The sequence below is a fragment of the Bradyrhizobium sp. genome (assembly GCF_035309285.1).
GTDB lineage: Bacteria > Pseudomonadota > Alphaproteobacteria > Rhizobiales > Xanthobacteraceae > Bradyrhizobium.
Genome location: NZ_DATGFH010000042.1, coordinates 49,201 through 66,644, shown reverse-complemented (window position 1 = coordinate 66,644; position 17,444 = coordinate 49,201). Strand labels below are relative to the sequence as shown.

17 protein-coding genes are annotated in these 17,444 nt (G+C 65.0%); 8 read left to right on the top strand and 9 right to left on the bottom strand.

Annotated elements, in window-relative coordinates:
- Window positions 1-357 precede the first annotated feature (357 nt).
- Complete coding sequence (locus tag VKR55_RS08700; protein WP_324401853.1) at window positions 358-546, bottom strand: DUF1737 domain-containing protein; 189 nt, start codon at window positions 544-546, stop codon at window positions 358-360.
- Window positions 547-718: 172 nt separating this feature from the next.
- Between VKR55_RS08700 and VKR55_RS08695 the strand changes: the two genes are divergently transcribed.
- Window positions 719-1,156: a VOC family protein gene (locus VKR55_RS08695; protein WP_324401851.1), complete on the top strand. Its 438-nt coding sequence runs from the start codon at window positions 719-721 to the stop codon at window positions 1,154-1,156.
- A gap of 317 nt (window positions 1,157-1,473) precedes the next feature.
- On the opposite strand, the gene VKR55_RS08690 is transcribed toward VKR55_RS08695, so the two are convergent.
- Both VKR55_RS08690 and VKR55_RS08685 read right to left on the bottom strand, forming a co-directional pair.
- Window positions 1,474-2,298 carry a class I SAM-dependent methyltransferase gene (locus VKR55_RS08690; protein WP_324401849.1) on the bottom strand — a complete coding sequence of 275 codons (825 nt, stop codon included), beginning with the start codon at window positions 2,296-2,298 and terminating at the stop codon, window positions 1,474-1,476.
- A gap of 157 nt (window positions 2,299-2,455) precedes the next feature.
- Window positions 2,456-2,851 carry an ASCH domain-containing protein gene (locus tag VKR55_RS08685; RefSeq protein WP_324401847.1) on the bottom strand — a complete coding sequence of 132 codons (396 nt, stop codon included), beginning with the start codon at window positions 2,849-2,851 and terminating at the stop codon, window positions 2,456-2,458.
- Between the two features lie 201 nt (window positions 2,852-3,052).
- Here VKR55_RS08685 and VKR55_RS08680 point away from each other — a divergent pair, with 201 nt between their 5' ends.
- The 3 genes from VKR55_RS08680 to VKR55_RS08670 are packed head-to-tail and all read left to right on the top strand — an operon-like array spanning window position 3,053 to window position 7,328.
- Window positions 3,053-3,715, top strand: a complete 663-nt coding sequence (locus VKR55_RS08680; RefSeq protein ID WP_324401845.1) for a TetR/AcrR family transcriptional regulator — start codon at window positions 3,053-3,055, stop codon at window positions 3,713-3,715.
- Entirely contained in the window at window positions 3,712-6,402 is a 2,691-nt protein-coding gene (locus VKR55_RS08675) for a molybdopterin-dependent oxidoreductase (RefSeq protein ID WP_324401843.1), read from the top strand. Before VKR55_RS08680 ends, VKR55_RS08675 begins: the two co-directional genes overlap by 4 nt.
- On the top strand, window positions 6,399-7,328 hold the full coding sequence (locus tag VKR55_RS08670) for an FAD binding domain-containing protein (RefSeq protein ID WP_324401841.1): 930 nt from the start codon (window positions 6,399-6,401) through the stop codon (window positions 7,326-7,328). The genes VKR55_RS08675 and VKR55_RS08670 overlap by 4 nt, the downstream gene beginning before the upstream one ends.
- A 12-nt stretch (window positions 7,329-7,340) precedes the next feature.
- Here the strand turns inward: VKR55_RS08670 and VKR55_RS08665 are convergent, their stop codons facing one another.
- The gene (locus VKR55_RS08665; RefSeq protein WP_324401839.1) at window positions 7,341-7,715 is read right to left on the bottom strand and encodes a DUF4118 domain-containing protein; all 375 of its coding nucleotides are present in this window, start codon (window positions 7,713-7,715) and stop codon (window positions 7,341-7,343) included.
- A gap of 154 nt (window positions 7,716-7,869) precedes the next feature.
- Between VKR55_RS08665 and VKR55_RS08660 the strand changes: the two genes are divergently transcribed.
- Complete coding sequence (locus VKR55_RS08660) at window positions 7,870-9,129, top strand: arsenic transporter (protein WP_324401837.1); 1,260 nt, start codon at window positions 7,870-7,872, stop codon at window positions 9,127-9,129.
- On the opposite strand, the gene VKR55_RS08655 is transcribed toward VKR55_RS08660, so the two are convergent.
- From VKR55_RS08655 to VKR55_RS08645, 3 genes are all read right to left on the bottom strand, one after another.
- Window positions 9,065-9,307, bottom strand: coding sequence for a hypothetical protein (locus tag VKR55_RS08655; RefSeq protein ID WP_324401835.1), 243 nt, complete (start codon window positions 9,305-9,307; stop codon window positions 9,065-9,067). The genes VKR55_RS08660 and VKR55_RS08655 overlap by 65 nt on opposite strands.
- 170 nt (window positions 9,308-9,477) lie before the next feature.
- Window positions 9,478-10,788, bottom strand: coding sequence for an extensin-like domain-containing protein (locus tag VKR55_RS08650; RefSeq protein ID WP_324401833.1), 1,311 nt, complete (start codon window positions 10,786-10,788; stop codon window positions 9,478-9,480).
- A gap of 126 nt (window positions 10,789-10,914) precedes the next feature.
- Window positions 10,915-11,961, bottom strand: coding sequence for a DUF2147 domain-containing protein (locus tag VKR55_RS08645; RefSeq protein ID WP_324401831.1), 1,047 nt, complete (start codon window positions 11,959-11,961; stop codon window positions 10,915-10,917).
- Window positions 11,962-12,346: 385 nt separating this feature from the next.
- Here VKR55_RS08645 and VKR55_RS08640 point away from each other — a divergent pair, with 385 nt between their 5' ends.
- Entirely contained in the window at window positions 12,347-13,174 is an 828-nt protein-coding gene (locus tag VKR55_RS08640; protein WP_324401829.1) for a DUF2147 domain-containing protein, read from the top strand.
- Window positions 13,175-13,585: 411 nt separating this feature from the next.
- Here VKR55_RS08640 and VKR55_RS08635 read toward each other — a convergent pair whose 3' ends face one another.
- Window positions 13,586-14,620, bottom strand: a complete 1,035-nt coding sequence (locus VKR55_RS08635) for an IS110 family RNA-guided transposase (RefSeq protein ID WP_324401827.1) — start codon at window positions 14,618-14,620, stop codon at window positions 13,586-13,588.
- 427 nt (window positions 14,621-15,047) lie between these two features.
- On the opposite strand from VKR55_RS08635, the gene VKR55_RS08630 reads away from it, so the two are divergent.
- Together VKR55_RS08630 and VKR55_RS08625 are read left to right on the top strand one after the other, a co-directional pair.
- Window positions 15,048-15,494, top strand: coding sequence for a DoxX family protein (locus tag VKR55_RS08630; RefSeq protein WP_324401825.1), 447 nt, complete (start codon window positions 15,048-15,050; stop codon window positions 15,492-15,494).
- A 256-nt stretch (window positions 15,495-15,750) separates the two neighbouring features.
- Complete coding sequence (locus VKR55_RS08625) at window positions 15,751-16,776, top strand: hypothetical protein (protein ID WP_324401823.1); 1,026 nt, start codon at window positions 15,751-15,753, stop codon at window positions 16,774-16,776.
- A 5-nt stretch (window positions 16,777-16,781) separates the two neighbouring features.
- Here VKR55_RS08625 and gmk read toward each other — a convergent pair whose 3' ends face one another.
- Window positions 16,782-17,441 carry a guanylate kinase gene (gene gmk / locus VKR55_RS08620; RefSeq protein WP_324401821.1) on the bottom strand — a complete coding sequence of 220 codons (660 nt, stop codon included), beginning with the start codon at window positions 17,439-17,441 and terminating at the stop codon, window positions 16,782-16,784.
- Between the last annotated feature and the right edge of the window lie 3 nt (window positions 17,442-17,444).

Here is a 17,444-nt window from a genome sequence, read left to right as displayed (position 1 = left end):
CTTATACGTGGTCTCCTCGGAGTGCCGGGCTTGTTAGCCTCCGTCGCCTCGCGGTCATCATCCGCAAGACTTGACGCCAGCGTCGGGGCGTCGGGACCGCACGATTTCGCTCGTCCGCCAAGATGCCTTCGTCCACGCGGCATGCGCGCTGAGCACCCTCACGTCCATCGCATCCCGCTTCCAACGTCCGTGACGATCGCGAAGCGCCCCTCCAGTGGAATCGGGACGCAGCGAGACAACCATTATCTTACGAAAAACGGAAGAAAAATATTTTCGCAAACACGACTTGACATTTTCCGATAAAGAGGAAATTGTTTCTGATAAAGCGAAGCGATTTGCCTGTCGGGCGGCCCGAAATCAATCACCCCTGGTCCAGATCAAGGCCTGGGCGACGACGGCATGCTCACCGTTGAACGTAATCGCGGGCGAACCGTATAGCGCATAGCCGAGCTCAAGCGCTTTCGAGACGCGGCGGCAGAAGGCCTCGTCGTCCCTGCCCGTGAGCAGGCGATAGATCGGCAGGTTGTCGGGAGGCGAGCTCGGCATGTGCAGTTTTCCCAATGTGGTTGAGCGCGCGGTTAGTGGCAGAGACCTGCCGCTAACGCCGACGCTGGTTGCGGATCGCACCTTACGCCCGGTCAGCCAAGGTGGGTAGAGCCAGCGACGCGCGGCGTGTATCGTGCCGGATTGCACGTGTCGCAATCTCTTTGGCTCAGCGATGAATCAAGTTCTGTCCCTCGTCACTCTCGTGGTCGCGGACTATGACGAAGCGATCGCTTTCTTCACCCGCTCCCTCAACTTCGAGCTCTGCGAGGACACGCCGCTCGGCAGCGGCAAGCGCTGGGTCGTGGTTCGTCCGCCGGGCGGCGCCGGTGCCGGCCTGCTGCTGGCGCAGGCGAACAGTCCGGCCCAGGCGGCGCGCATCGGCGACCAGACCGGAGGGCGGGTGTTCCTGTTCCTGCAAACGGACAATTTCGAGCGCGATCATGCGCGCATGACCGCCGCCGGCGTGCGGTTCGTCGAGGCGCCCCGGCATGAGGCCTATGGCATCGTGGCGGTTTTCAAGGATCTCTGCGGCAACCGCTGGGATCTGATCCAGCCTAACTCAACAGCCAAGTCGACCGCCGGGTCCACAGATCGCTACGACAGTGATTAGGCCTCCAGCCGAATCTGCCTCGGCCAGCTCGAAGCGCTTGCACCAGAACATCATGTCCGGCGCGAACGGCTTTCGGACGGGTGAAGCAGCGCTGATGCGCAGCGCGCCGGGAGGCGAGCGAACGATCCACTCGCCTTCATCGAAGGCAAAGGCGGCGTCGGCCACGTTGAAGCGCCTTCTCTACCTCATCAGATCCCCAAAGCGCGATGGGATTGGGTTGAATCGCCATCGCGCTTCGGGTTCTTGATTGAGCATAATCTTTTCGGAAAACCGCTGCACACTTTTCCGGATCATGCTCTAGCCTTCGTATTGTCTCGCTAGAACGGTTTGTTGCCAATCGCATAAATGGCATTCGTCTCGATGCTACCGATCTTGTTTTCGCTCAGCCATTGGACATTGTCGGTTTTGACCCTTGCTGCCGCTTCGGGTCCCATCTGGTCGATTGTCCAACGGAGCCCCGATCCCAGGGCAATGGTCCACCAATCTTCTGCCGAGAGCAGGGGTTGGGACCCTTCTTCCGCAGTGACCTCAGCATTCATCACGCCCCCATTGCGGAGCAAATTCCTCACCGACTCGATGTCGGTGATGCGATCCCAGGGATTGAAGGCGCTATGGAGATCGGGACGTTCCCGCTTGATTGCTTCCAGCCAGAGAGAATAGGCCGGCTCAAATATCCGCGGCCCCCACGTGGTCACCGCCAGTTTTCCGCCGGGTCGCACCATGCGCCACAGCTCGCGGACCAAGCCTTCCATGTCCGGCACGAAGAAGATCGAAAAAACGCTCACGACGGCATCGAAATGACTATCCGGATAGCCGAGTTCTGTCATGTCTGCGAGCCGGAATTCCATATTTGTCAACCCGCACGTCGTTGCCTTCGAACGAGCTCGGTCGATCAAGCGCGCGGATAAATCAACTCCCAGCACAAACCCGTCCCGCCCAACGATGTGCGCCGCCGGCAGCGCCGACGCTCCCGTCCCGCAGCCGACATCGAGCACGCTATCCCCGGCTCGCAATCCGAGCCGCGCCACCGTCCGCCTGCCAATTCGTTCCCAGAAACTCAGCGGCTCGTCGTCGAAATGGTCGGCCGCGGCATCATAGGTCGCGGCGGCCTTGGCTTTTGCTTGCTTCAATGGATCGTCCAAGTTGGCCTCCATGCTCCGCGTGGGCCGTCAGCGCGATGCCGGAACACATTTCCCAGCGTGCGCGAGTCTCGAACTGTCGCAAGCGATCCGTCGCATGTTACTTCGATCGAAGCCATGCCAAAAGGCCTGGAGTAGGTTAATGTCGGCTCCGCGCAAATCAGGATACATGCTCGAGCGGAATCGCCGTGACCAGCTCAAAACGCTCGCACCAGAGCATCATGTCGGGCTGAAACAGCTTCAGCCGGGTGAAGTAGCGCTGGTGCGCGCCGCGCCAGTAGGCAAGCGAGCGGTCGCCTTCGCCCTCCTCGAAAGCAAAGGCGGCGTCGACCTCGTCATAGCGCCGCTGCGTTAGCTCAATCGTCTTCACCACGGCGCGCGGCCAACCCGCGCCGTCCCGCACGACCATGCATTTGCCGAGCTCGGCGCCTTTCAGGCCTTCAGCGACGGCCCAGCAGGTCGCGCGCTTCTTGCCCGCCAGCACCAGCGCCAGAAGCTCGTCGGCCAGTGCCGGGCTGTCGCCGAACGCGAAGGATTCGAGATCATGCCAGTCCATGGGAAGAGTCATAGCATAGCCAACGCTTCGTCATGCCTAGCCTTGTGCAGCCTTGTGCGAGGCATCCACGTCTTTCCCTCCACTGCACCAAAGACGGTGGATGGCCGGGTCAAGCCCGGCCATGACGAAAGGTAATGCCGGGAGCGGGCTCGTCATAAAACCGTGATTTGACAATTTGTCTCCATTTGTCAAATTCGACAAATGCAGGCCAAAGCCCCGCCCCAGGACCGGATTCTCGATGCCGCCGTGCGCGTGTTCCGCCGCCACGGCTTTCGCCGCTCCTCGATCGAGCAGGCGGCCGAGGAGGCCCACCTGACGCGGCAGGCGCTCTACCATCACTTCGACTCCAAGGAGGCGCTGTTCCGCGCCGTTATCGAGCGGCTCTACGAGAACGCGCTCGCCGCCGAGACAGCGGCCGCAAGGGCGGCGGAAGCAAAGGGCTGCGACCTCGCCGACATCCTCATTGCCGAGATCGGCGCGCGGCTTGGCGCGATGTTTTCCGCGCTCGAAGGCTCGCCGCATCTGGAAGAGCTGTTCTCCGAGCATCTGGTGCAGGCGCGCGACCTCTACCAGACCTATGCCACGCGCTTCGAAGGCGAGGTCGCGGCGACGATCGAGCGCGTCTGCCGCGCGCGCAAGCTGAAACTCTCCAGCGGCGTGACCGCGCGCGAGCTCGCGCGCTGCGTCGAGATGGCGATCCACGGCGCCAAATCCGCCTATCCCGCGATGCAGCCGGTCGACGCCTTCCTGAAGCAGCTCGAGAGGATGCTGCGCATGCTGATCGCCGGCGCCATCGCGCCGCGAGCAAAGAGATCAGCGCCTGTTGCGAAGAAATCCCCACGCAAAACGGGAGTTGGACAATGAGCACCACGACCATCAATGGCCGCACCGCACCGCTGCCCGACGATCCCGACGCGCTGCTCATCGACGTGATCCGCGACGGAAGCGGCCTCACCGGCACCAAGCTCGTCTGCGGCTCCGGCGTCTGCGGCGCCTGCACGGTGCTGCTCGATGGCGAACCGGTGGTGAGCTGCCTGTGTCCGGCCAAGGCCGCGGCCGGCAAGACTCTGACGACGATCGAGGGCATCGGCGGCGAAAAGCTGCATCCGGTGCAAAAGGCCTTCATGGCGCACGATGCGCTGCAATGCGGTTTCTGCACGCCGGGCTTTGTCGTCGAGGCGGCCGCCTTCCACGACCGCTGGCGCGCCGCGAAGGGAACGGCCACACCATCGCGCGACGAGATCGCGGCGGCGCTGTCCGGCCACCTCTGCCGCTGCGGCGCTTACGAGGGAATCTATCGTGCCGTCAGCGAGGCTTGCGCCGGGCGCTTCGATGGCGCTGAACCTGTCGCCCCACGGATGGAAGCCCGCGACAAGGTGACGGGGCTCGCGCGCTACACCGTCGATGTCCGTCATGACGGGCAGCTCGAGGGCGTGATCCTGCGCTCCAATGTCGCGCATGCGCGGATCAAAAATCTCGACTTGGCGCCGGCGCGCGCGATGGCCGGCGTCGCGGCGGTGATCTCGCTCTTGCCGGACGACAACATGGTGCGGTTCGTCGGTGCGCCGATCGCCGCGGTGGCAGCGAAAGACCGGCGCTCCGCCCGCGAAGCGCTTGCCGCCATCACCTTCGATCGGGAGGATTTTCCCGCGGTGATCGGGCTCGACGCGGCGCGGGCCGCGGATGCGCCCGTCGTGTTCGACAAGAAGAACCGCAAGCGCGCCGGCAACCTCGCCGAAGCCGGCGGCGGCGCTCCGACCCCATGGAAGGGCAATGTGCGCGGACCGACTGCGCCGTTCGCGCAGAAGGGCAAGCGCGCGAAGGGCTGGATCAGCGAAGCGCGCGCTGCGCGCAATCCGCTGCTGGTCGAAGAGACGTTCCGCGTCTCGACCCAGCAGCACGCGTGCCTCGAGCCGCACGCGGCGGTGGCGCGCTTCGACGGCGATCGCCTCACGGTGCATGTCTCGACGCAGGCCGTCCATGAGGTCATGGAGAAGATCGCCAAGCGCTACAAACTGGCGCACGACAAGATCGCCGTGATCGCCGATCATGTCGGCGGCGGCTTCGGCTCCAAGGGCAGCCTCGGCGGCGAGACCATCGCGGCGATCGAGCTCGCGCGCGCGGCACGCGCGCCGGTGCGCGTCGTCTTCGACCGCGAGGAAGAGCTTTCCGTCGCCGGCTATCGCCCGGCCGCGGAGATGACAATCGCGTTGCTGCCGTCGCCGCAGAGCGGCCTCAAGGCGCTGTCGCTCAACGCCCATGCCGATACCGGCGTGGCGACCAACTCGCTGATCGCCGGCCTCGCCCGCCTGATCTATCCGGCGGAAGCGAAGGACCTCGTCGATTTCGACGTGCTGAGCAACCTGCCGCCCGGCGCGCCGTTCCGCGGCCCCGGCGGTCCGCCGATGGTCTTTGCGCTCGAGCAGGCGGTCGACGAGGCGGCGCTGCGCTTGAACGTCGATCCGATCGAATTGCGCAAGCGCTGGGATTCCGATCGGAACCGGCAGCGGCTCTACGATTGGGCCGCCGGCCTCGACGTGTGGAAGACCCGCAAGCCGGCCTCATCGCAGAGCGGCCGCTACCGGCGCGGCGTCGGCATGGCGTCGGGCTACTGGCTCTATCTGTGGCAGACCGGCTCCTCGGTCGGGCTTGCGATCAAGGGCGGCCGCCTCGTCGCAAGCTCGTCCGTGCAGGATATCGGCACCGGCACGCGCAGCGTGATCGCCAATACGGTCGCGAAGGCCTTCGAGCTGGAGCCGCAGGACATCGAGGTCCGCATCGGCCACTCCAACCTGCCGGAAGGGCCGGGTTCGGGCGGCAGCCGCGTCACCGCGTCGGTCGTGCCGCCGACGCTCGCCGCGATCGAAAAGCTGAAGGCGGAGATTGCGCGAACCGCGGCGCGGCGGCCGATGGCCGGCTCGAACGCGCCATGGCGCGAATTGATCGCAGCCGCTCCCGACCTCTCGGTTTCGGCCGTGCGCGCGAACGACGGCACGCCGCCGGCGGGTGTCCGCTCGCCGCTCCGGGAGGCAGGTTTTATGGGCCTGGTGTTCTCATGGGTGCTGCGCATGATGAACCACATGGTGGTCGGCGCGGGCGTGCCGAGCTCGGTGCAGGTGATGGAGGTCGAGGTCGACACCTGGCTTGGCCATGTCCGCGTGCTCAATGCCTATACCGGACTTGCAGTCGGCAAGCTCGCAGCGCCAACGCTGGCACGCAGCCAGGCCGCGGGCGCGCTCATTCAAGGCATCGGCTACGCGCTCTATGAGACGCGCGAAACCGATCCGGTGACGGGTCACGTGCTGACCGGGAGCATGGAGGACTACCGCATTCCCGGTATCGCCGACATGCCGCGGCTGGAGGTGCATTTCGACGAGGCCGGCTTCGAGCATGTCGCGGGCGGCTCGGTCGGCATCGGCGAGGTGTCGACCGTGCCGACGTCGCCCGCGATTGCGAATGCGATCTACAACGCGATCGGCGTGAGGCCGACGGAAATTCCGATCCGGCCCGACCGGATCGTCGCCGCGCTGAAAGGGAGGGCCGCCGCATGAACGCCACCACCATGACCGCACAGCCCGCCGAATTCCGTGCCGCCGGCACCGATCTCTCCGAGCGCCGCCGCAGCGGCGTTTCGAAGGGACCGGTGATCGATATCGATTCATCCGCCGGGCGCGGCATTGAGCGCGGCATTTCGTGGGGGCCGGACGGCGCCGCCAGCATCGGCGCGCTCACGACAATTGCAGCGATCGCCGCGGATGCACGGCTTGCAGCCGGCTACCCCGGCGTCGCCGCAAGCGCACAAGGCCTCGCCACGCCGCAGGTGCGGCATCTCGCCACGCTCGGCGGCAATCTCGCCCAGCGGTCGCGCTGCTGGTATTTTCGCAATCCGCACATCGCCTGCCTGAAGAAAGACGGCAGCACTTGCCCCGCCCGGTCTGGCAATCATCTCTACGGCGTCGCTTTCGATCTCGGCCCTTGCGTCGCGCCGCATCCCTCGACAATGGCGGCAGCACTGCTCGCCTATGACGCGCTGATTACCACCAACCGGCGCGACGGGCTTTCGATCGCCGAGCTGCTCGGCAACGGATCGAACGGCAGCGCCGACCATACGCTGAGCCAAGGCGAGATGATCACGACCATCGCGCTGCCGGCGCCGCTCGCGGGCGAACGCGCGCTCTACAAGCGCGCCATCAGCCGCACGTATGCCGAATGGCCGCTGGTCGAGCTGTGCGCGCGCGTGGTGATCGCAGACGGCGTCTTCAAGCTGGTGCGGCTTGCGGCGGGCGGCATCGCGCCGGTGCCGCTTCGACTGAAGGCTTCGGAAGCCGCGCTCGAGGGCAAGCCGGCCGACGCGGCTGTGATTGCAGAAGCCGCGCGGCAGGCGATATCAGGCGCGAAACCGCTGCCGATGACAGGCTACAAGCTTGACCTGCTGGAGGGATTGGTTCGGGATCTCCTGACGCAGCTTGCCGCGTAGAAGGTGTGCGGGTCACGTCGGACGCCGCTTCATCCTCGCAATCACACGGCAAAGATGCGAGAACCAGATCAGCACGGAGACCGCGAGCAGGAAAAGCTGGAAGCGGTCGATCTCGGTCCTGTTGAGCGGACTGAACTCGAACGCAGGCGGCGTGAACGCCCACCAGACGATGACGATGGCGGAAACCGCCGTAAACGCACCGGCGGGTGCTCCCGCAAGCAGCGAGATCACCATGATGATGGGAATGAAGGTCGCGAAATCAAGCCGCATCCCGAACGATGCCAGCACCTCGCGCATCGCAACGGCCACCACCAGGCCCGCAATCGCCACCAACAACGCCTGCAGCGACCATGGCTTCAGTCGCAGCCAATACTCAGGTCGAGCCACGGTTCCCCCCGGACGGACTAACCGGGCGGGAGATAACACCGGAACGGCGGTTCCTTGCAAGTGGGTTCCATTTCGCGGTGCAACCTGGCCGGTCTGGCCAAGAGACGCCGCACAATTCTAAAAGAGCCGCGGAATCGCTCACCCAAGAGATCACGTGCCAGCTCCGCCAACCGAAACGACCGCCGCCTGGGCCATCATCCTCGTTGCGACCGGATGCGTCATCACCCGCCCTTTTCGCTGGCCCGAAGCAATCTGGGCTGTGGCGGGCGCGGCGTTGCTCGTCGCGCTCGGCCTGCTTCCGGTCGGCGATGCGCTCGCCGGCATGCGCAAGGGCATCGACGTCTATCTGTTTCTGACCGGCATGTTGCTGATCGCCGAGCTCGCGCGGCGCGAAGGGCTGTTCGACTGGCTCGCCGCGCTCGCGGTCGAGCACGCGCAAGGCTCGCCGCGGCGGCTGTTCCTCTTGGTCTATGCCGTCGGCACGCTGGTGACCGTACTGCTCTCCAACGATGCGACCGCGATCGTGCTGACGCCCGCGGTCTATGCCGCAACCCGCGCAGCCGGCGCAACGCCGCTGCCCTATCTCTTCGTCTGCGCCTTCATCGCCAATGCCGCAAGCTTCGTGCTGCCGATCTCCAATCCGGCGAACCTCGTCGTCTATGGCGCGCGCATGCCGCATCTGTTCGAATGGCTGCGGCACTACACCCTGCCCTCGCTCGCGGCAATCGTGGCGACCTATCTCGTCCTGCGCTTCGCGCTGCGCAGGGCGCTGAAGGAAGAGCATCTCGAACGCGACGTGCCGCGGCCGAGGCTGAGCCATGAAGGCAAGCTCACCGCCTACGGCATCGGCGCGATCGGCATGGTGCTGATCGGCGCATCTGCGCTGGATATTCCGCTGGGACTGCCGACCTTTCTCTGCGGCGCCGTCACCGCCACGCTGGTGCTGCTTCTGTCCCGTCAATCGCCGTGGCCGCTGGTGAAGGACGTCGCCTGGGGCGTGCTGCCGCTGGTCGCGGGCCTGTTCGTGATGGTCGAGGAGCTGATCCGCACCGGCGTGATCGCGCGACTGAGCGCGCTGCTGCATGAGCTCGTCGCACAATCCGCCACGAAAGCGATCTGGGTCACCGGCATCGTGACCGCGATCGCAGACAGTATCGCCAACAATTTGCCGGTCGGGCTCATCGCGGGTTCCGTCGCAAGCAGCGATCCTCTGCCGCATGCCGTGACGTCCGCGATCCTGATCGGCGTCGATCTCGGCCCCAATCTTTCCGTGACCGGATCGCTTGCCACCATCCTCTGGCTGGTGGCGCTCCGGCGCGAAGGCATCGAGGTCTCGGCCTGGCGGTTCCTCAGGCTCGGCTGGCTCGTGATGTCTCCTGCGCTGATCCTGGCGCTTGCGGCGCTGCAGGTTTGACATCGCGGGCCTCCGCGATCCGCCGCGAGAAGATCAGCTTCGCAGGCAGCGTCTCCAACAGCTCGGCATCGGCGACGGCGCGATGCGCGACCTCGCGGCTCGCGCAGAGGAGGATCGGCTCCTCCTCCGTGCCCACGACGATGCCTGAATCGATCTCGGTAATGCGATAGGCGAACATGTCCGGTGTCCTGTCCCAGCGCGCTGGCAATCAGAATGCGGTCCGCCTTGTTCCTAACAAAAGTGGCGGACGTAAGCACGGCCGGAACAACAAGGAAAACGCGGTGAGGGAAATCTTAACTGGATCGAAGAGCGAACCGATTTTCGCAAGCAGCGCCGAAACAACGGCGGCTACTCGTCCTCGAGCTCGTCTTCGATGCTCCTGGGATGGTGCGCGTGGCCGCGGCCGCCAAGCGAGCCCGTCACATAGGGATCGCGGCCGTGCGACGCATAGGGGTTGCGCTGCGCGGCGCGCGCGGCGATCTCCTCGCCCGAGACCGCGGCCGGCTCGCAGATGATCGGCCGCCTGGCGCGGCGCATCAGGTCGACGTGGATGTGGTCGTAGTGATAGACGTTCGCGCCCGGCGCCAGCACCGTGGTGAAATCCTGACACGCTGCCGCCTGCACGTCGCGCAGGAATCCCTGCTCCTCGGGCAGGCCGTGCCAGCCATCCTTCACCGTGATGCGGCGGCCGTCGGCGAGCGTGAAGGCGGCGATGTCGAGCGCATTGCCGAAGGCATGCTCGGAAATGTGCGCATTCGGATTGCCGTTCATGCCGCGGCAGGAATAGGCGGAGATCTGCTTGATCTCGACCACGCGCGAGCCGAACCAGCGCTGCGCCGCCGGCTGCACGGAATCATCAAGCCAGCGGTCGAGCACGGAGACGATCGGGCACGCCAGCGTCGCGGCCGGCTTGACGGCGACAGGACCGGCGGCTGCGACCGGATCGCCGCGCGCGGGCCCGAGCGGCGGCAGCGGCGGCTCCGCCGCATCGGGACGCGGAGAATAGGGCGCTGCATCGGGGCGTGGAGAGTAAGGCGCGCCATAGCGCTCGCGCGGCGGATAGGCCTGCGCGCCGGCTTCCGGATAGGCCTGTTGCGGATAGGTCTGGCCCTGCTGCGGATAGGGCGAACCGACGACGCCGTCACGTGGGCCGGGCGTGCCTTCCGGCGGCAGGTTGATCTCGTCCGGCTGCTGTTGCTGCACGCCCGGCGCGGCCAGAGAGACCGGCCTGTTCGACGTCGCGCCATAGCCTCCCTGCCTCGAATCCTGCGGATAGGTCGAAGGCTGCGGATAGGCTTGCTGCGCATAGGGCGCTTGCGGATATCGCTGCTGCGGCGGCTGCGCCACCGGCCAGCGCGGCTGGCCTGCGATATCCGCCGGCGGGCGCAGGCTTTCATCGGCAAAACCGTAGGCAGAGCTTGCTTCCCCGAGCGCCGAAACCTTCAGCGGATATTCGGCGCCGCAAACGCCGGGGCCGTCGATCGGCTCGATCCGCACGATATCCGCGCTCTCCTTCACCGCGCCGGATTTCAGGCAGGCGATCTCGGCCTCGGCGCGCCAGGGTTCGCGCTCGGCGGACTGAAAGAATCCGTGGCCGCAACCTGCAAGCGAGACAAGGACGACAGAGCCGACGAGATACAACCAAACTCCGCGCGTCATCGCGCGACATTCGGCTATTTTATTTAAAGACTTATCAACGACTTGATTTCACGAGTCTTTAACCACGCTGGCCGGGACGGAACCGGATCGCGGCACGAAATCGCAAGCTGCATAGCCGGCGGGGAATCAGGAGCGTGGCTTCGGCGCATCCTGACGCGAGTTCGCGACTTCGCTCTCGGGCCGCACCGAGCGGTCGTCCTCGAGCCGCGTCCAGTTATTGCCGGAGCAGAAGAACGAGCCGAACGCGCAGGCCTCGACGCGCAGCGTCTTGGGGTCCTTCAGCGTCATGGAGCCGTAATAGCTGTTGCCGCTGGAACGGCTGTAGACATTGCCGGTCCACTTGGCGCCGCTGTTGTCGGTAGCAGATTTGGGCTTCATGTTGATCAGGATGGTCTCGCCCTTGGTTCCGGTCGAGACATCGAGCATGTAACCGCACAGCGCCTTGCCGCAGGCCTCGATGCGCACCGTGCCGCTCTTGCCTTCGGTCTGCCAGTCGCCGAGCGGCGTAGAGGCCGTATCGCTTTCGCTCCGCTGCGTGACGCGCGCAACCGGCGCGCTCGCGTGCGGCGCAGAATGGTCGACCGCAGACTTGTCCTGAACCTTGTCTTGCGGCTTGGCCTGATTTTGCGGCGTGGCCGCAGGCGCGGGCGGCGCAGCGCTTGGCTGCGGCTTGGGCACCGAGAAACCGACCGAAGGCGGAGCCGGCGGCACGACCGGTGCAGGCGGCGCGGCAGCCAATCTCGGCGCCGGCACGGACGCAGGCTGTGCCTGGACCGGCGGCGCGGCAGGCTGAACCGGCGCAGGCTGCGCCTGGACGGCGGGCGCAAGGGTCTGCGCGCGCGTCAGTGGCGCGGCGGGTTGCGGCGGCGTGATCTGTGCCACCGGCGGCGCATAGACGGGTTGGTCCTGCGGCTGCGCGGGCTGAGCCGGCTGCTGCGCCGGAGCTTGTGCGGGCGCCGGATTGTTCACGGTGGCAACGTCATCGGCGTCACGATGGCCGTGGTGCCAGCTTCCGACACCCGGAATGGAAACGGAGACACAGGACAGCGAGCGGCAATGCGGACTGGCCTCGACATGGATGCGGTGTCCGCCGACCATAAATGAATAGGAGTCGCGGGCGCAGGCGGGTGAGCTGAGCGCCGTCACCATCATCAGAAAAGCAATTCGCTTCATCGAAGCCTCCCTGAAAACGCTTCAGGCTAGACTCCGACGACCTCACTTGAATGTGACATGAGTCACGCGGTTCCCTGGCGGCATCGAACCGGCTTTGGCGGGCGCGCCGTCCTATCAAGCCATTCACAAAGGTGAACCACGTCACGTTGGGAATGTCGCGGTCGCGCTACTCTCCAATCGCCAACAAGACACGTCTTGTCGGCTGGCCTCCAAGGCTAAGGCCCCAGTCTTCCCACGAAGGCTGGGGCCACGCGCCGTTTCGGGCAGCACCCGACCCCAGTCTGCGCTCACATCTTCCCCTTGTGATGCCCATCACAGATGACTGCGAGGCTCCGTTATAGGGTCATCGCCACGTTTCCCTTCCCAGCAGCCGATGGAGGCCCCCATGAAGAAGACTTTTTATCTCGCCGCCGCTGCCGCGCTCCTGATGGCGTCTACGACTGCGCAGGCCGGCAACGGATTTTCCTTTGAAATCAACGGACAGAAGATCCGCATCGAGTCGCCCAGGAACTGCAACTCGCTGTCATGCCTTTCCGTCACCAACAACGGGTCGGCCATCAACCTGAAGAACCTGAACCTGAACGGCAAGAAATCCGACGACGATGATGACGTCGCAAGCAACGCGCCCCCGGCGCGGCCGGCTCCCGTCCCGACGACACCTGCTCCGGCCGTGCAGGCTCCTGCTCCCGCGCCGGTCGCGAACAACGCACCGCCCGTCCCGCCTGCACCCTCAGTTGCGAGCAACGTGCCGCCGGCCCCGCCTGCCGCCGAGGAGCGCGTCACCGGATTGCCTTCGATCAACGAGCCTTCACGTGCGGCCACGACCGCGCCGGCCAATCCGGCTCCCGTTGCGAACACCACACCGCCCACACCGCCCGCCCCGCCGCCCGTGCCGCAGCAGGCTGCCGCCGTGCCGCCGGCCGCCGCACCCACGACTCCGCTCGGCCTGTGGCAGACCGAAGACAACAAGGGCAACGTGCGCATCGAGCAGTGCGGCGCCAATCTGTGCGGCTATGCCGACAAGACCAATGAGCGGATCCTGATCAACATGAAGCCGTCCGGCAGCAAATGGGAAGGCCGCATCCACGACCCCGACTCCGGCAGCAACTACGACTCCACCATCGCGATGAAGGGTCCGAATCTGCTCAAGGTGCAGGGCTGCGCCTTCGGTGGCCTGTTCTGCGGCGGCCAGACCTGGAAACGCATCAGCTAGAGCATGATCCGGAAAAGCGGAAGCCGGTTTTCCGAGAAAGATCATGCTCAGACAAACAGATGAGAGCATGATGCGATCAATCGCATCATGATCTCAGAGTTCCTCCCCGAGACTGGAGCGCGATGATCCCCCATCGCGCTCATTTTTTGCTTGGGTGTGGACGCCCCGCGAGATGCAAGCGGTTTTTGAAGAGCCTTGGCACGTAGTCGGATGCTGCCATCTGTCCGGCCTCTGATGCAGCGATGGAGCTGCGGGCCCGTATGGGAGTTCGCGGGGGCCGGAACCAAATCATAAATGCGTGCTCTTTAGGCACGATGAGTACACCTGGTTTTCCGACCCCAGTCTCGCCGACTGTTGTGCCATACCCTCCTTCGACCGACTACACCTCCGACGACCTCAGGTCCGCTGGGCTTACGCCCTGGCTGCGACCGGAGCTCTGTAGCTTTCCCGCTTTACAAGTAGCGCCCAGACGATCCGCGCCATCTTGTTGGCAAGCGCGACGGTTACCAGCATGCGCGGCTTGCGAGTCAACATTTGCTCGAGCCACGAACCCTTTGGCGCGCCCCGTTTGATCGCCTGCTGCACAACGGCGCTGCTGCCGATGATGAGGAGGCGCCTAAGTGTGCGTTCGCCCATCTTCGATGTCGCACCGAGCTTCTGCTTCCCGCCCGTCGATTTTTGAAGAGGCGTCAGACCGAGCCATGCCGCGAAGTCACGCCCTTTCGCAAAAGTCTCGGCCGGCGGTGCAAGGGCGGCGATTGCGGTGGCGGAGATCGAGCCAATGCCAGGAACGGTCATCAGTCTGCGCGATACTTCGTCTTTGCGAGCACGCCGCGCGATCTCCTTGTCGAGATCCGCGATCTTGTCGTTGAGTCTCGCGAGCAGGTCTAGCATCAATCGGAACATGGCGTGGGCCGCTTCGGGAAGCGAACTGGCCATCTCTTCTTCCTCGATCAAATCGGCAAGCTTCATCACATGCGAGGGCCCTTTGGGCGCTATCCAACCATATTCTGTGAGATGACCCCGGATCGCATTGATGAGCTGGGTTCGCTGCCGTACCAACAGGTCTCGGGTTCTAAACACCAGACCGGCCGCCTGCTGCTCTTCGCTCTTAACGGCCACGAACCGCATGCTCGGCCGCTGGGCCGCTTCGCAGATCGCCTCGGCATCGATCGCGTCGTTCTTTTGCCGCTTCACGAACGGTTTTACATAGGCGGGCGGGATCAGCCGAACTTCATGACCAAGCTCGGTGAGCTGACGGGCCCAGTGATGTGCTCCACCACATGCCTCCAGCGCTACCGTGCAACTCGGCTGCGCCGCGAAGAAATCCAGCAGCTTTCCCCGGCTGATCCGCTTGCTGAATATCGCGCGACCCCGCTCATCCGTCCCGTGAGCGTGAAAAACATGCTTGGCGATATCCAGACCGATTGTGATAACCTTTGACAAGGACGCCTCCCTTAAGTGGTGCTCAACAACTCCACTTTGGCACATCGATGCCGTCGGCGGGGCGTCCACCCCATCATAAATTCGGCGCGGCCGCTTTGCTCCCAGAAGGCGACGTTGAAGCTGATATGAAAACTACACCGACGATCACGGCTACCACCGCCGCCACGTAAAGCGCGACTGCGAGCTGTCTGCCCATTTCAGTGCCCCTTTAGCTGCCTCGTGGCTGCAATCATTCTATCCGACGCTCCTCAGGTGCCGGTACGCGAAATCTTGCACTCGGGGCTGCCGCTGCTTGTAAAAGGGAAACTTTGAGCGCACTCTTGTGCGCAACGTTCGTCGAAGCCGTGGATTGGGCGCAAGGCATCTGCAGCTTTTGCGCGCCATGGCCGAAATAGCATTTCGCGATGTCTTACTCCTTGGGGGAAGCATGACTGAACGATCATCACATCCTCTTCTCGCGTTGACCGACGGCATTGCCACCCGTGCGGCCGATCCGATCCTGCTCGTCGGACGTGTGCTGTTAGGCGTTCTATTTCTGATGACGCTATGGAGCGGCGGGCCAAGCGCCGATTATCTGAAATCACTCGGTTACCCCGCACCCGCCGCCATGAGCGTGTTTGCGCATGTGGTCGAATGGGTCATCGTCGTTTCGCTACTCCTCGGCCTGGCCACACGCTACGGCGCCTTGCTGGCCATCGCCTTCGTGGTGATCGCGTTCGGCACCGCGCACCGCTACTGGGAATTTCAGCAAGCCGCCGCGCAGAACCTGCAGTTCACCCTGCTGAGCAAAGATCTCGCGATCACATGTGGTCTCCTGCTGTTGTTCGTCACGGGTGCGGGGCGGCTGAGCCTGGATGAGAAGCTGAGGCGGTAGCCACGGCAGCCTTCGGACCTTGGCGCGAAGACGGCGGCGACGACCTCCAGACAACAGTCAAAGCCATTTGGCACCGACACTGAGCGCCCTGCTGCGATGACGCGGGCGACGGTTCCGGCGGGCCCAAAATTGGCTTTTCGGCGGCAGAGCGCGAGCCCGAATTAAGCCCAATCCTCTCCGGATTTGCGGCCTATTGCGACCCAACTCTTCATCGAAATTGGGGGCTTAGAGTCGCGTAGCGTAACCGGAGATGCGTATGTCGAACTTGCAAGCGAAATTCGCGTCGGCCCTTGTTTTCGGCATTGTCGCGGGAGCTGCCGCGACCATCCTGCCCCAAAGCGCGGCGCGCGCGGCCGACAATTGCCTCACCGAACCGGGCAAGGACGCCCAGGGCAAGCACTGGTATTTCCACATTGAGCGCGGCACCGGCCGGCATTGCTGGTACCAGCGCGGTCAGGACGGCAAGGCGGCGCGTGCGGATACAGCCGACGCGCCTGCGGAGAAGCAAGCGCCGCGGCAAACCGAGGCAGCGGCCTCGCGCTCGATCGCCAATGCGCATGCCGAGATCGCACCCCGCGCGCCCGTGCCGGACGATGCGTCCGCCCCTGCCGCGACTGCGGTTCCCGCCGCAGCAGCCGCGCCATCGGTTTGGCCAGGCCCCCAAGCTGCGAAGGCCACGGCAGATAGCGAGACCACGAATGCACCCGCGGCAACCGCCGCGCCGGACCAATCTTCCGTCGCCTCGCGCTGGCCGCAAACCTCAAGCAGCGCGCCTCCCGCCCCGGCAGCGCAGCCCGATGCGTCGCTGATGGTCGCCGACTCCACGCCCGATTCATCCGCTGCGGCAGATCCGGCGCCGCAGGCGGTTCCCCCGCCGCCACTTGCGGCAGCGCCCGTCGAGCGTAACACCGGCTCGCTGCAAAAGCTCCTCCTGGTCGCGTTCGGCGCGCTGGCGCTTGCCGGCCTCACCGGCAGCGCGGTCTACCGGCTCGGCCGCCGCCGCAGGCGCAGCGACTGGCTGCGCGAGCGCACCAACTGGCAATCGATCGACAATCCGCTCGATCCGCCGTGGGTTGGGCCGGAGCCCGCCTACGTCAATCGTTCCGTGCCGGATCTGGACGAAGCACGGGCGATGGCATCGCGCCTGGACGTTTCGCAGGCGCTCGAAACCGATGAATCCGGCGACCGCGTCGAAAAGATCGAGGAGTTCCTGGCGCGGCTCACCAAGCAGCTGCAGTCCGAGCTGGAAGGCACCGAGCGCGACGCGCGCGCTTCGTCTTGAGCGCGCTACCTATCCAACTGCCGCTGTAATTCCCGGACGAAGGTGGTGAGCCCGGTGCGGCGTTCGCGCTTCAGCCGCTCGGCCTTGAGGATCGACTGCACTTCGGCAAATGCCTCATCGATCTCGTGGTTGATCACGATGTAATCATACTCGGCCCAATGGCTCATCTCGTGGCTGGCGCGACTCATGCGCCGGCGGATGACATCGGCCGAATCCTGCGCGCGCGAGTGCAGCCGTTTCTCCAGATCGGCCGCCGACGGCGGCAGGATGAACACGCTGACCACATCGGCGCGCGCCTTCTCGCGCAATTGCTGAGTGCCCTGCCAGTCGATGTCGAACAGCACATCCTGACCCGCCGACAGCGCCCCTTCGACGGGCGCGCGCGGCGTGCCGTAGCGATTGTCGAACACGTTCGCCCATTCCAGGAGCTCTTGCCGCTTGACCATCTCCTCGAAGCGGGCGTGATCGACGAACAGGTAATCGCGGCCCTCGACCTCACCGGGACGCTTCGGACGCGTCGTCGCCGACACCGACATCCTCAAGCCCCCCATGCGCTCCATCAGAAGCCGCGACAGCGTGGTCTTGCCGGCGCCCGAAGGCGAGGACAGCACGAACATCAGTCCGCGCCGCTCCACTCCGTCAAAGCCGCGAGCCTGCGTCGTCATGCA

Bases quoted from the DNA above. Each gene is read 5' to 3' on its own strand.
- VKR55_RS08670 (WP_324401841.1), top strand. From the start codon at position 6,399: ATGAACGCCACCACCATGACCGCACAGCCCGCCGAATTCCGTGCCGCC.
- VKR55_RS08640 (WP_324401829.1), top strand. From the start codon at position 12,347: ATGAAGAAGACTTTTTATCTCGCCGCCGCTGCCGCGCTCCTGATGGCG.
- VKR55_RS08695 (WP_324401851.1), top strand. From the start codon at position 719: ATGAATCAAGTTCTGTCCCTCGTCACTCTCGTGGTCGCGGACTATGAC.
- VKR55_RS08675 (WP_324401843.1), top strand. From the start codon at position 3,712: ATGAGCACCACGACCATCAATGGCCGCACCGCACCGCTGCCCGACGAT.
- VKR55_RS08680 (WP_324401845.1), top strand. From the start codon at position 3,053: ATGCAGGCCAAAGCCCCGCCCCAGGACCGGATTCTCGATGCCGCCGTG.
- VKR55_RS08685 (WP_324401847.1), bottom strand. From the start codon at position 2,851: ATGGACTGGCATGATCTCGAATCCTTCGCGTTCGGCGACAGCCCGGCA.
- VKR55_RS08650 (WP_324401833.1), bottom strand. From the start codon at position 10,788: ATGACGCGCGGAGTTTGGTTGTATCTCGTCGGCTCTGTCGTCCTTGTC.
- VKR55_RS08700 (WP_324401853.1), bottom strand. From the start codon at position 546: ATGCCGAGCTCGCCTCCCGACAACCTGCCGATCTATCGCCTGCTCACG.
- VKR55_RS08625 (WP_324401823.1), top strand. From the start codon at position 15,751: ATGTCGAACTTGCAAGCGAAATTCGCGTCGGCCCTTGTTTTCGGCATT.
- gmk (WP_324401821.1), bottom strand. From the start codon at position 17,441: ATGACGACGCAGGCTCGCGGCTTTGACGGAGTGGAGCGGCGCGGACTG.
- VKR55_RS08630 (WP_324401825.1), top strand. From the start codon at position 15,048: ATGACTGAACGATCATCACATCCTCTTCTCGCGTTGACCGACGGCATT.
- VKR55_RS08655 (WP_324401835.1), bottom strand. From the start codon at position 9,307: ATGTTCGCCTATCGCATTACCGAGATCGATTCAGGCATCGTCGTGGGC.
- VKR55_RS08645 (WP_324401831.1), bottom strand. From the start codon at position 11,961: ATGAAGCGAATTGCTTTTCTGATGATGGTGACGGCGCTCAGCTCACCC.